This window comes from Rhodanobacter sp. OK091, assembly GCF_900142825.1.
GTDB lineage: Bacteria > Pseudomonadota > Gammaproteobacteria > Xanthomonadales > Rhodanobacteraceae > Rhodanobacter.
The window spans coordinates 384326-396322 of sequence record NZ_FRCH01000001.1 but is presented as its reverse complement, the minus strand read 5'-3'; the positions used below and the strand labels follow the sequence as shown (position 1 = coordinate 396322).

11 protein-coding genes are annotated in these 11997 nt (G+C 64.6%); 7 read left to right on the top strand and 4 right to left on the bottom strand.

Annotation, left to right across the window (positions count from 1 at the left end; translation table 11 throughout):
- Window positions 1–67: 67 nt before the first annotated feature.
- The 3 genes from BUA26_RS01975 (at window position 68) to BUA26_RS01965 (ending at window position 3008) form a co-directional block, all read left to right on the top strand.
- The gene (locus tag BUA26_RS01975; RefSeq protein ID WP_072757418.1) at window positions 68–1054 is read left to right on the top strand and encodes a VOC family protein; all 987 of its coding nucleotides are present in this window, start codon (window positions 68–70) and stop codon (window positions 1052–1054) included.
- A gap of 24 nt (window positions 1055–1078) precedes the next feature.
- Window positions 1079–1927: a helix-turn-helix domain-containing protein gene (locus BUA26_RS01970; RefSeq protein WP_255368131.1), complete on the top strand. Its 849-nt coding sequence runs from the start codon at window positions 1079–1081 to the stop codon at window positions 1925–1927.
- 172 nt (window positions 1928–2099) lie between these two features.
- Window positions 2100–3008: a DUF5996 family protein gene (locus BUA26_RS01965; protein ID WP_178368520.1), complete on the top strand. Its 909-nt coding sequence runs from the start codon at window positions 2100–2102 to the stop codon at window positions 3006–3008.
- 303 nt (window positions 3009–3311) lie between these two features.
- Here BUA26_RS01965 and BUA26_RS01955 read toward each other — a convergent pair whose 3' ends face one another.
- Window positions 3312–4253: a LysR family transcriptional regulator gene (locus tag BUA26_RS01955; protein WP_072757414.1), complete on the bottom strand. Its 942-nt coding sequence runs from the start codon at window positions 4251–4253 to the stop codon at window positions 3312–3314.
- 105 nt (window positions 4254–4358) lie between these two features.
- Between BUA26_RS01955 and BUA26_RS01950 the strand changes: the two genes are divergently transcribed.
- Window positions 4359–5156, top strand: coding sequence for an alpha/beta fold hydrolase (locus BUA26_RS01950; RefSeq protein WP_072757412.1), 798 nt, complete (start codon window positions 4359–4361; stop codon window positions 5154–5156).
- A 154-nt stretch (window positions 5157–5310) separates the two neighbouring features.
- On the opposite strand, the gene BUA26_RS01945 is transcribed toward BUA26_RS01950, so the two are convergent.
- Window positions 5311–6105 (bottom strand): DUF899 domain-containing protein, encoded by a 795-nt coding sequence (locus BUA26_RS01945; protein ID WP_072757410.1) that lies wholly within the window; start codon window positions 6103–6105, stop codon window positions 5311–5313.
- A gap of 338 nt (window positions 6106–6443) precedes the next feature.
- On the opposite strand from BUA26_RS01945, the gene BUA26_RS01940 reads away from it, so the two are divergent.
- Window positions 6444–6842: a GFA family protein gene (locus BUA26_RS01940; protein ID WP_072759942.1), complete on the top strand. Its 399-nt coding sequence runs from the start codon at window positions 6444–6446 to the stop codon at window positions 6840–6842.
- Between the two features lie 82 nt (window positions 6843–6924).
- On the opposite strand, the gene BUA26_RS01935 is transcribed toward BUA26_RS01940, so the two are convergent.
- Window positions 6925–9570 carry an alpha-L-rhamnosidase gene (locus BUA26_RS01935; protein WP_072757408.1) on the bottom strand — a complete coding sequence of 882 codons (2646 nt, stop codon included), beginning with the start codon at window positions 9568–9570 and terminating at the stop codon, window positions 6925–6927.
- 265 nt (window positions 9571–9835) lie between these two features.
- The gene (locus tag BUA26_RS01930) at window positions 9836–10855 is read right to left on the bottom strand and encodes an alpha/beta hydrolase family protein (protein WP_178368519.1); all 1020 of its coding nucleotides are present in this window, start codon (window positions 10853–10855) and stop codon (window positions 9836–9838) included.
- Window positions 10856–11058: 203 nt separating this feature from the next.
- On the opposite strand from BUA26_RS01930, the gene BUA26_RS01925 reads away from it, so the two are divergent.
- Both BUA26_RS01925 and BUA26_RS01920 read left to right on the top strand, forming a co-directional pair.
- Window positions 11059–11508, top strand: coding sequence for a helix-turn-helix transcriptional regulator (locus BUA26_RS01925; RefSeq protein WP_072757404.1), 450 nt, complete (start codon window positions 11059–11061; stop codon window positions 11506–11508).
- A gap of 29 nt (window positions 11509–11537) precedes the next feature.
- Entirely contained in the window at window positions 11538–11948 is a 411-nt protein-coding gene (locus tag BUA26_RS01920; RefSeq protein ID WP_072757402.1) for a VOC family protein, read from the top strand.
- Window positions 11949–11997: the final 49 nt, after the last annotated feature.

Below are 11997 nucleotides of genomic sequence, written 5' to 3'. Positions count from 1 at the left end.
TCCGAGGTCATGGCTTTCGTGCGCTTGTTTCGACGAAAATCGCGGCACTTCCACCAAGGGACTCCCCATGCGCCCGATGCTGCTCGTTCTGGCAATGTTCCTGTGTCTCGGTGCTGCGCAGGCCTCGCCTCGTCCTGCCGCGGCACCTCCTGCGCGACTCGACCACATTCTGCTCTGGGGGCACGGGATCGATCAGATAACCTCGGTCATGGCAGTCAAGCTGGGCTTCCAGGTGCGCCCGGGACATGATCCCAGCGGCGTCGCAAATCGATACGTCAGGTTCGCCGACAGCAGTTTTATCGAACTGCTCGGCATCACCCGCCCCGATCCGGCCTTCGATCCGGGCATGAAGGAAGACCAGCTGGCGCTCAAGGGCGGCCCGGGATCGCGCAGCTTCGGCTTCCGCTCCGCGGGGCTCGATGCGATCCGCGGCTCGCTCAAAGGGCTGGGCTATGCGGTCACACCCTTTTTTACGGGGCCTGACAGCAAGAAACCGGGTTGGCGGTTGTTTGCGTTCGACCGTGCGCCGCTGTCGAGCAACACGTTCTTCATCGACTACGCCGCCCACTACGCCCCCGACCAGATCGATCCTGCCAATGCGGACGATTACCGCGTGACGCGCGAGCATCCCAACGGCGCGCGCGAACTGTCGGCGATATGGCTGGTGTCGGGCGATGCCGAATCCGATCGCAGGCAGCTCGAAAAGATGGGTTTCGGTGGCGCGGTGCCGACCAGGTTGCCCGAAGCCGGCGCCCGCGGCTTTTGCGTGCCGGTCGGGCCGACCGCGCTGCTGGTGCTTCAGCCCGATGGCAGCGGTGCCGCCGCCGACGCCATGGCGGCCGGCGGGCCGCGCATTCTGGGCGTGAGTGTCGGCGTCGCCGATCTCGGGCGTGCGCAACGTTGGGTCGAACGCGGCTACGAGCACAGGCTGACCACTTATCGCGGCTTGTCCGGCGAATCCTTCCTCGCCCCGACGCGGGACGATCTCGGCCTGTCGATCGAGTTCCACGCGATCCTGGCGGGCAGGGCACCGTGTGCCGGCGCCGGCAGCTAGGGACGCCACTGAGATATTCTTCGCGTGGCCCCGCATGAAGGAATCGCCATCGCCACGCTCACGGCCCCGCTGTCCCATTCGCCGATCGGCGCCTTGCTGCGCGAGTGGCGTGCGGCGCGGCGTCTGAGCCAGCTCGACCTGGCGTTGGAAACCGGCATATCGACCCGGCACCTCAGCTGCGTCGAAACCGGCAAGGCGCGCGCGAGCCGCGATACGGTATCGCGGCTGGCCGACGCGCTGGGCATGCCACTGAGGGAACGCAACGCATTGCTGCGCGCCGCGGGTTTCGCGGCGATGCATCCCGAGCGTTCGTTGGCGGCTCCCGCACTCGATCGCGTGCGCCAAGCGGTCGACCTGATTCTCGCGCACCAGGAGCCGTATCCGGCGTTCGTGATCAGCCGTCATTGGGATGTGCTGGCGACCAATGCGGCGGCGGTCAGGGTCGGTCAGATGCTGATGGAGGGGAGGCCGGGTCGGCACGTCAATCTGCTGCACCAGATTTTCGACCCGGAAGACTTTCGCCCGGTGATCGCCAACTGGCACGAAGTGGCCGCGCGGTTCATCCGGCATGTGCATGACGATCTCGCCGCCAATCCGACCGACCGCCGGACGCAGCAGCTGCTCGACGAAATGTTTGCCTATCCCGACGTGCCCGCGCGCTGGCGCGAGCGCGAGCTGGGCGACGAACCCTCGCCGATCGTCACCTTCACCTTCCGCAGCAAGTTCGGCGAGCTGCGCTTCTTCGAAACGTTCACCACCTTCGCGGCGCCGTACGACGTGACTCTCGACGAGATACGGATCGACTGCACATTCCCGGCCGACGATCACACCGCCGCCGTGTGCGCCGAACTCGCGGCAGGGGAGGCCGCATGAAGATGCCCCGTGGGTGGGCTCCGGTCTGCTTTTAATGAGAGTCCATCCCGCATTTCGCGGCAAGTAACCTGGCCCCGAGCTTCCGTGATGACGGGCCGCCGGACAGCCCGCCGGTTCGCTGTCGATCGGTTATCGTAAGCGCGTGCAACCGGAGACGATGGGGGCAGCGGACATGACAACGACAGCTGAAACCAGTTGGCCTGCGCTGCCTTACAGCGCATGGAAGGACACTTACGCGACGTTGCATATGTGGCTGCAGGTGATCGGCAAGATCGCGCTGGCGCAGGCGCCGCCACTCAATCATTGCTGGTCGGTGGCACTGCGCGTCACGTCGAGAGGACTGGCGACGCGCTCGCTGCCGCACGGCACTCGTTCCTTCACCATCGAGCTCGACTTCATCGATCACCAGCTGGCCGTCCGCGCTTCGGACGGCGAGATCCGAACACTGGCGCTGGCGCCGCGCAGCGTCGCCGATTTCTACCGTGAGTTGATGGCGACGCTGGATGCGATGCGCTTGCCGGTGAAGATCCGGCCGTGGGCCGTCGAGGTTGCCCAGCCCGTCCGGTTCGACCAGGACACGCAGCACCACGCCTACGACCCCGAGTACGCCAATCGCGTATGGCGCATCCTGGTGCAGGTCGATCGCGTGTTTACCGCCTCGCAATGCGCGTTCGTCGGCAAGAGCAGTCCGGTCAACTTCTTCTGGGGGAGTTTCGACCTGGCGGTGACGCGCTTCTCCGGCCGTCGCGCGCCGCCGCGCGAGGGGCCGCAGTTCGAGCGCGACGCGTACTCGCACGAAGTCATCAGCCACGGCTTCTGGCCCGGCAGCGGAGCGCTGCTGGAGCCCGCGTTCTACGCGTATGCCGCACCGGAACCGCCGGGACTGAAGGACGCGCGGGTGCAACCTCAGGCCGCCTACTACCATCGCCAGCTCGGCGAGTTCATCCTGCCCTACGATGCGGTCCGGCAAGCCGACGCGCCGGATGAAATGATCCACGCCTTCATCGACAGCACCTACGAGCGCGCCGCCGACCTGGCCAAGTGGGATCGCAGCGCGCTCGATCGCCGGAGTGTGGCGTAGAACGCGCGAGAAGGAGCTCTGATCCACTTTTAATGGGCTATCTCGCGCGACTACGCCGCGTTCGCGACCGGATCGATAGGGAATACACGCGGCCGCTGGACATCGGGGGCGTTCGCCCACGGTGCGCACATGTTGGCCGGGCACCTCAGCCGCCAGTTCAAGCTCGCTTTCGGCGAGTCGCCTTTTCCTATCCGATGAACAGACGCATTGAGCGCGCGATGGCGGGCTCTCGCGTTGACAGGGCAGCGAGCGCCAAGATTCCGTTGTACAAGTCGGCGTCGCTTCAGTTCGATCGGAGGCGTTCTATCCGGACTGCTTTCGCGACTTCGGAGGCCCGCCAGCGAACGCTTTGCGCAGTTTCGGCGCCTGCTCCTGCAAGTAGTCCCATAGTCGGTTTGCGACCGGACCGTGGGGGCGGTCGCGCCGGCGCGCGACGACAATTTCTTCGGTCTTGCCCGGGAGATGACGCCCGGCGATCGACTGCAGCCGGCCGCTGCGCAGTTCACGTTCGATCAAATGGTACGGCAGATGGCCCCATCCCATGCCCTGCAGAATCATTTCCTTCTTCATCGACTGATCGGTTACGGTGCATTGTGGGGCGCCCTCGACGATGAAGTAGTTCAATGCGGCCGAATGGCGTGCGGTGTCGCGAATCACGCATTGGGTGAAGTCGCGCAGTTGCTCGGGCCGGATGGCGCGCGACGCCGCGAACGGCAGGAAACCCGGTGCGGCTACCGGCACGATCGCCAGCCGGCATAGATCGAACCATTCCACGCGCGGATCGTTCTTGTCGACATGATGCAGGATCAGATCTGCATCACCGTCGAGCAGACGTTCGCGCGGACCGGACAGGGCCTCGAAATAGAGATGCAGGCGTGTGGTGGGGCAGGTTGCGAAGAAGCGGCTCAGCAGACCCAGCGTCTGCTTCAGCGGGCATAGACCGCCGATCACGACACGCAGCTCGCTCTCTTCGCCCATCGCCAGTTGGGCCGCATGGGTACGCAGGCTTTCCATCTCGCGCAGCAGGGTCTGCGCGCGACGATGGAGCGACTTGCCGGCCAAGGTTGGCGCCACCCGATAGCCGCTGCGGTCGAGCAAAGGCAAGTCGAGCTGCTTTTCCAATTTCGCCACGGCGGCGAACACCGAGGGGTGCGAGCGGTGCAGCAGCGCCGCCGCGGCCTGGAAGCTGCCGCCTCGGACTACCGCGTCGAAGCACTGCAGGTCGTGAAGAGTGAACGTACTCATGTCGTATTTCTCTACAATGATTTGTAAATCTTTGTAATATTTATTCGGATCGGCCGCAACTAGGATTTGTTTCGCGGGATACGCCGCGACAAGAGCGAACTCTTAATGAACGATCCATCCTTTTTCACGACCGGTGACGGCCACCACATCGCCTGGTGCCTCGACGGTGCGGAAGGAAAGCCGGTTCTGATGCTGTCCAATTCCATCGGCACCTCATTGCACATGTGGGACGGAGAGATCGAAGAGCTGTCGAAGCACTTCCGCGTGCTGCGCTACGACTTGCGCGGCCACGGCGCATCGAGCGTCATGCCCGGCGCGTATTCTCTCGATCGTCTCGGTCGCGACGTGCTCGAACTGCTCGATGGGCTCGGTATCGAGCGCGTCCATTTTCTCGGTTTGTCGCTGGGCGGTTTCGTCGGCCAGTGGCTCGGCGTCTACGCTCCCGAGCGAATCGACCGATTGATCCTCGCCAATACCTCGTCTTACCTCGGTCCCGCCGACCAGTTCGATGAGCGAATCGCTGCGGTTCTGCGGGCCAGAGACATGACTGAGACGGCCGAAATGTTCCTCAGCAACTGGTTTCCCACGAAGATGCTCGAAGCGAACGCACCCGTCATCGGTCGGTTTCGTTCGATGCTTCTGGCGACCGACCGACAGGGTTTGGCCGGGCTATATGCGGCGGTTCGCGATACGGACTTGCGACGCACCATCGTGTTGATCCCACGCCCGACTCTCGTTATCGCCGGCCGTTACGACACGGTGACGCTCGCCAGCCATGGCGAGGCGATCGCGGCCACGATCCCGGGCGCGAAGTTGCTGATTCTGCCCGCCGTGCATCTGTCGAATATCGAATATCCGGCCGAGTTCACGAGAGCCGTATCGGAGTTTCTGCTCGCTGCTTGAAGCATCGTCGATGCTTCGGCAACAAAAAGGGCCGCTCGCGCGGCCTTTTTTTTGTCGATCGATAAAACGAGACCTGCTTCAGTCTTGCATCCGGGAAACAAGGGGGCAGAGACATTTGCACGCCTGCGCATGAGCGATGTCGTGCTTCACCCGATCAGTCGTCGTGTTTTTCCCGGAAGGTGGCTTCTCCGGCTTCCGATACTCTGTCCCAGGCCGGGTCGATCGCAGCGCCGGGGACATAAAGCTCGTGCCAGTTCCACCACTTGTACGGTCGGGTCTGGGGATAGCCTTCCGGCGAGTCCTCCCACGACTCCTGGCGTCCGAGCGCCGTCATGTCGAGGTAGCTCCAGACGGTGCCCATCGCCTCGTCGCCGCGGCTGTTGATGAAGTAGGTGCGGAACACGCGGTCGCCGTCGCGGATGAATGCGTTGTGGCCGTGCCATTCGTCCACGCCGAAGTCGGCGTCGAAGCTGTCGGTGATCGTGTACCAGGGGATTCTTTCCCATCCCATCCGCTCTTTCAGGCGCGCGATGTCTACCTGCGGAGCACGCGAGGCATACACGAGCGTCGTGTCGCGCGCGTTCAAGTGGGCGAGGTGGGAAACCTGGTCCGCTCCCAGGGAACAGCCGATGCACGCATGCTCCGGCCAGCCATGCACGCCCGGCTCGAAGAAGGCGCGATAGACGATCAGCTGACGGCGGCCCGCGAACAGGTCGAGCAGACTGGCCTTGCCTTCGGGGCCGTCGAATACATATGGCTTTTCCACCGCAACCCACGGCATCTGCCGCCGCTCGGCGGCCACCGCGTCGCGTGCGCGGGTCATGGCCTTCTCCTTGACGAGAAGCTGTTCGCGCGCGGCCTCCCATTCGTGCGGCAGCACAACCGGCGGTGTGCTCATGGCGCGCCGCGCTTCTTTTCGGCCTTTCTCGGGTGATTTTTTCGTGGTCATCGCAGCCTCCGGATGAGAGCGATCTCTCGTGTGTTCGGGCGGAACGCGATATCGTTCACCGCCGATCGCTCGCTGTGGGTGATGAGACAGTTTTACCGCCAGCCGCCGAACGGCGGGAGTGACAAATGTGGCGGGATTCATGCCGCGGATGACCAGCACGGTCGACCAGGCTCGCCCCACAACTTGACCGGCATCGCCAACCCGTCGACCATCCGGCCGATGGTCTCGTGGCGGCCCATTTCGCGCATTCGATCGCGTGGCGCCATTCGAGATCTATCGCAGATCTATCACAGCTCTAGCACCCTAGGGTGTTTGACCTCAAGGCAGGAATTCGGCAGGTGATCAAGGCAGTTGGCGGCGTTGAAATACTTCCCAAGCACAAGGCCTCGTGTCATTGCGGCGCGGTGGAGCTGGTGCTCGATCTTCCCGATGGAATCGTCAACCCTCGACGATGCGACTGCTCAATCTGCAGACGCAAGGGCGCCATCGTTGCGTCCGTCCGGTTGGCCGGCATTCGCGTCGTCAAGGGCGCCGATGTCCTCAGGATCTATCAGTTCAACACGAACACCGCCAAGCACTATTTTTGCTCGATCTGTGGCATCTACACGCATCACCAGCGTCGATCCAACCCTGAGGAGTATGGATTCAACGTAGGTTGTCTCGAAGGTGTAAACCCATTCGACATTCCAGACGTCCCCACCAACGATGGCATCAATCACCCGGCAGATCGACGCTAGATCTAGCCATTCGGATGGACATGCGCACCACCATGCGCTCCCTGGATTCCGACGTTGACTGCTCGCTTCTGGCCGTCGTCCGTCATGGGAGCCGCGCGCGGAACCGATAGCGCCCCGACGCTACCTCCAGGCAGGTGTCATCGCCGCAAGCATGTACGTCGTGCACGCCTACGGCCTTCGTCGCTGCTTGCCCCGATTCGGTCAATGCCGCCGAAATCGGTTCCGGCAGGCGCAACTCGGCCACCGCACCGACCGGCACCTCGACATCGATGCGGAATTCGCCGGGCGTGCGCGACCACGACACCGCCGCCTTGCCATACGGCGTGAGCGTGTCGGCGGCGGCGTGATCGAGCCCATGCGTGAGTGCGGGATGGACGCCGATCCGCTGCCAGCCCGGCGCGAGCGGACGCAGTCCGGCGACATCGCCGTACAGCCAGTCGTCGATCGTGCCGAGGAAATAGTGGCCGCGCGAGCGCGAGGCGAGTTTCCAGTGCTCCCACAGGCTCGTCGCGCCGTGCGCGCGCCAGAAGCCCCAGCCCGGGAAGCTGACCTGGGTGGCCACGCGCCACGCCAACTCGGCATGGCCGGTAGCGGTGAGCACCGGCAGCAGCAACTTGGTGCCGAGCGCGCCGGTATCCAGGTGGTCGTCGTGGGCGTGTACGGCCTGCACCAGCGCATCGGCGACACGGGTGCGCTGCGCATCCGGAGCCAGTCCGAAGCCCAGGGCAAGCAACTGGTGCGTCTGCCGAACGCCTAGATCGCCGTCGCCCCGGTAAACCCCGGCATGGGTGTCGTAGAAGCGTTGGTTGAACGCATCGCGCACGGTCGCCGCGAGCGAGCTGAAGTGTGCAGCCAGCACAGCATCGCCCAGCGTGCTGCCGACGCGCGCCATCGTGTCGGCCATGCGATAGAGATAAGCGGTGGCTGCCACGTGCTTGTCCTCGGGCGCGTTTTCGCCATCGGCGGCCGTCTCGGGACTGACCCAGTCGCCCAGTTCGGTGTCCGCGATGCCGCCGGGCGAACGGCCGTATTCCAGGTCGACGTAACGCGCCATGCCCGCAGCGTGTTCAGCCAGCACGCGGCGATCGCTGCGTTGCCAGTACAGCGACCACGGCACCAGCACATAGGCTGCGTGCCACGGCGGCGCACGCCCCAGGCCCCAGCCGGGGTTGGGCGCAATCAGCAACGGCGCGCCGTCGGCCGTGCGCGTATCGGCGATGTCCTGCACCCACTTCGCCAGCAACGCGGCGCTGTCGAGATTGCGCAGCATCATGTCCGCGCCGAGCATGCCGTCGCCGGTCCAGCCGTTCTTCTCGTACATCGGCGTGTCGGTGGGCAGGCCATAGAGGTTGTTGAGCAAGGTGTCGACGGCGGCGGCATGGACCCAGTCGAGCAGCGGTTGGCTGCTGGAAAAGTGTCCGATCACCTTTGCGTCCGTATGCACCCGTTGCGCCGTCACCGCATCGATGCCCGGCGGCAAGTGCCCCGGCCAACCGTCGACCTGCACGTAGCGGAATCCCTTCCACGAAAAGCGGGCGTGCCAGGACTCGCGACCGGTACCGGCCAGTATCATGCGATCGGTCTGGAAGCCGTGCTTGAAGTAGTGGTGCGCATCGCGATCGTCCACTGTGCCGTCCGGCAGCAGCTTCTCGCCGTAGTGCAATGCCACCGTGTCGCCAGGCCGGCCTTGCGCGGCAAGGGTTGCCCAGCCGGCGATCACCCGCGGAAAAGCGAATACGAACACGCCCGGCTTTGGCTCGGTGATAACGTCGGCCTGCAGGGTCTGCGCCACCCGGATCGGTGGCTCGCGCTGCGCCTGCAGCTGCCCTTTTGGCGCCGGCATCACGACAGCCGGGCGCCAGCTGCGATCGTCGAAGCCGGCTGTGTCGAAGCCGGGTTGGGCGCGACGGGCGTCGTAGGTCTCGCCACCGTAGACGTCGTCCAGCAAGGTCGGGCCATCATGCTCCCTCCAGCCGGGCCCGCTGCCGAGCTCGTCGCAATGACCGTCTGCATAGCAAAGCCGCAACAGTGCACGCACGCGCGGCTCGCCATGCCAGGGCGCCTTCTCCCAGTGCCAGACATCGGGATTGGTGAGACCGTAGAAGCCACGCCCGAGCTCGATACCCATCGCGTTGGTCGTCCCCGCCTTGAGCAGGGCGGTAACGTCGTGAGCCTGATACAGCACGCGCTTGTCGTAGTCGGTGAAGTCGGGCGACAGCACTGCGGTGCCTGCCGGCCTGCCGTTCACCGACACATCCGCATAGCCGCCGGCGGCCAAGTACAGGCGCGCCGTCGACAGTCCGCGGCCGACGCGGAATTCACGGCGCAGCAACGGTGCTGCGGTGGTGCCATGGCCGCCCTTGCCGATCCATTGCGAATCCGCCCAGTCAGTAGGGCGGCGGGGACCGCTTTCGAACCACGAGCGTGCGCTGAAGGTGCCGCTGGACGTCTCGGCAACGACTTTCCAGAAATAACGGGTGAACGACGACAGCGCCGGACCGTCGTAAGCGATCCCGAACGACGCCGGCGACGGCACACGGCCGCTGTCCCACACGTCCGGGCGGTCGTGCGCCAATGCCGCGTCGCTGCGCGCCACTTCGATGCGATAGGCAAGCGGTACGGCGCCCCGGGGCGCGTCCGCCACGACCCAGCCAAAGCGAGGTGCGTCGTCATCGACATTCAGCGGCTGGGTTTGGCCTTCCACAGTCAGCCCTTCCACGGTCGGCATGGTCAGGCGCGTCGCGGCATCGGCCGCCGCGGTGGATCCGAAAGCTGAAGCGAAGACGACAAGGCATGCGCTTCGCCGCCACAGAGTCACTGTCATCGATGCATGCCTCGGTTAGCCACGGGGTCGACAAGTAGCGGGTGGTCCGTGGCTGAAGCTAGCAGCAAAGGTACGCGATTCGCCGTCAAGCGATTTGTCGGTCTACCCGATGTCCGCTTGGCCGCGCGCTGCCTTGCGGTCCGATCACGGCCGGCAAGCCCGCAGAGGCTCAGTGCGTTGCGACGCCCAGCGTCTTGCGGAAGAACGCCAGGGCGTTGGCGTTGATCTTCCGATGCGCCGCGACGCGATCGACGCCTGGCGGGTCCTTGCAAATGTCCGCTGCGTCATTGGCGAGCCGTGGCGAGCATGGCGAGAGAAAAACGTAGTGCCCCGCCTTGGGAATCATCTCGGTGCCGGCGAGCGTCTTGATCAGAGGGGCGATGTGCAGAGCGTTCTCCTGCGGCAGCAGCACCTGATCGTCCTGGCCGTAATAGAGAAAAACCGGGCGATCGACGTGGGCAAGACTGGCGTTGTCGAAAACCAGGCTCAATGGCGCCATGACGAAGGCGGCTTTCACGCGCGGATCAGCGGGCTTGCCCCAGTGGTCGACGCTTGCCTGCAGTGCGGCGAGCGCCGCTGTCGCGGTCCCTTCGGATTCGAGCTTCTCCAGCAGCCCGCAGTCCGGGTCTTTGGGATGTCGTCTGCAATAGCCTATGAAGAGATCGAAGTGCGGTACTGCACCGGCAACCACCAGCGCGGCGTAGCCGCCTGCGGAAAAACCGGCGACGCCGATCCGGTTCGGATTGATCAGTGTCTTCCAGCGCGGATCGTTCAGCAGTTCGTCGATGGCCGCCTTCACCTGGATCGGCCGGCCGTCCAGTACGGCGGCGGTTCCGACGCCGCTCGTGTCGTGGAAATTGTCCTTGGGGTGTTCCAGCGTGGCCACCATAAATCCGTGGCTCGCCAGGTAAACCGCGAGATCGTGATGGCCGAGGTCCGACCCAGCGTGGCCGTGCGAGATCACCACCAGCGGCTTGGCGCCGGCGATCGGCGGTGCATCGGGCGTGGCATGCAATTCATAAGGTCCGTGCCAGGTGATCTTCGAGGCTTGCGCGGACGGATAGAACACGTAGCCGGGCGTTGTGCCTCCGTTGACGGGGTCGCGAATCGTGACGGCCTGGAATCCCACACCGGTCGCGGCTTGGGCGATGGCGACGGCGGGCGCGAAGAGCAGCAGCAAAAGAAGCATGCGACTCGCCAAGGCACAGCGTGAACGAATATTCATACCGTCTACCTGCCACAGAGGGAAGCAGGATTGTAATGAGTTAGCTCTGCTTTATGGCGTGCGTGACCATGCGGTCCATCGAGCCGGGTCCGGCGGGAAAAAGTAAACATGTCGCCTTTACTTCAACGGACTTGAGCACTCCGATGCCACATGGGACGATCGCACCGATGAACAGCCGACCACCCGCAGCACAGCACCTGCGCGACCTCGCACGACTGCGCCGCGTTCGCGACCGGATCGATCGGGAATACGCGCAGCCGCTGAATGTCGAGGCGCTCGCCAGCGGGGTGCACATGTCGGCCGGACACCTCAGTCGCCAGTTCAAGCTCGCCTTCGGCGAGTCGCCTTATTCCTATCTGATGACCCGGCGCATCGAGCGCGCGATGGCGATGCTGCGTCGTGGCGACCTCAGCGTCACCGAAGTCTGCTTCGCGGTGGGCTGCGCGTCGCTGGGAACGTTCAGCACGCGCTTCACCGAGCTGGCTGGGGTGCCGCCGAGTGTCTATCGGCGCGAGGCGGCGGACGCGACGGCGGGGATGCCGTCCTGCGTGGCGCGGCAGGTGACGCGACCGGTCAGGAATCGAGAAGCAACGACCCCCGAGCCGGACTTAGCATGACGGCTCCTTCCACACCGAGCACGACTGCCATGGACATCTCCATTCACGCCAGCTTTCTTCCGCAAACCGACCCGGAAGCCTCCCTGGCGTTCTACCGCGATACCCTCGGCTTCGAGGTACGCAAGGACGTCGGATATAACGGACTGCGCTGGATCACGATGGGGCCGCCCGATCAGCCGGGCACGTCCATCGTCCTGTATCCGCCGGCCGCCAGCCCCGGCGTGAACGATGACGAGAAACGCACCATCGCCGAGATGATGGCCAAGGGCACCTACGCCATCATGTTGCTGGCCACCAAGGACCTCGATGCCGCCTTCGAGCGTATACAGGCCAGCGGTGCCGAGATCGTCGAGGAGCCGACGGATCAGCCGTATGGGGTTCGCGACTGCGCCATCCGCGATCCCGCGGGCAATCTGCTTCGCGTGCAGGAGCAGCGCTAAGCCCTTTGGCGATTGCGCTTAAAGCGGACGTGCGACTCGTCATCCCGGC

Bases quoted from the DNA above. Each gene is read 5' to 3' on its own strand.
- BUA26_RS01975 (WP_072757418.1), top strand. From the start codon at position 68: ATGCGCCCGATGCTGCTCGTTCTGGCAATGTTCCTGTGTCTCGGTGCT.
- BUA26_RS01965 (WP_178368520.1), top strand. From the start codon at position 2,100: ATGACAACGACAGCTGAAACCAGTTGGCCTGCGCTGCCTTACAGCGCA.
- BUA26_RS01955 (WP_072757414.1), bottom strand. From the start codon at position 4,253: ATGAGTACGTTCACTCTTCACGACCTGCAGTGCTTCGACGCGGTAGTC.
- BUA26_RS01950 (WP_072757412.1), top strand. From the start codon at position 4,359: ATGAACGATCCATCCTTTTTCACGACCGGTGACGGCCACCACATCGCC.
- BUA26_RS01945 (WP_072757410.1), bottom strand. From the start codon at position 6,105: ATGACCACGAAAAAATCACCCGAGAAAGGCCGAAAAGAAGCGCGGCGC.
- BUA26_RS01935 (WP_072757408.1), bottom strand. From the start codon at position 9,570: ATGCCGACCGTGGAAGGGCTGACTGTGGAAGGCCAAACCCAGCCGCTG.
- BUA26_RS01930 (WP_178368519.1), bottom strand. From the start codon at position 10,855: ATGCTTCTTTTGCTGCTGCTCTTCGCGCCCGCCGTCGCCATCGCCCAA.
- BUA26_RS01925 (WP_072757404.1), top strand. From the start codon at position 11,059: ATGAACAGCCGACCACCCGCAGCACAGCACCTGCGCGACCTCGCACGA.
- BUA26_RS01920 (WP_072757402.1), top strand. From the start codon at position 11,538: ATGGACATCTCCATTCACGCCAGCTTTCTTCCGCAAACCGACCCGGAA.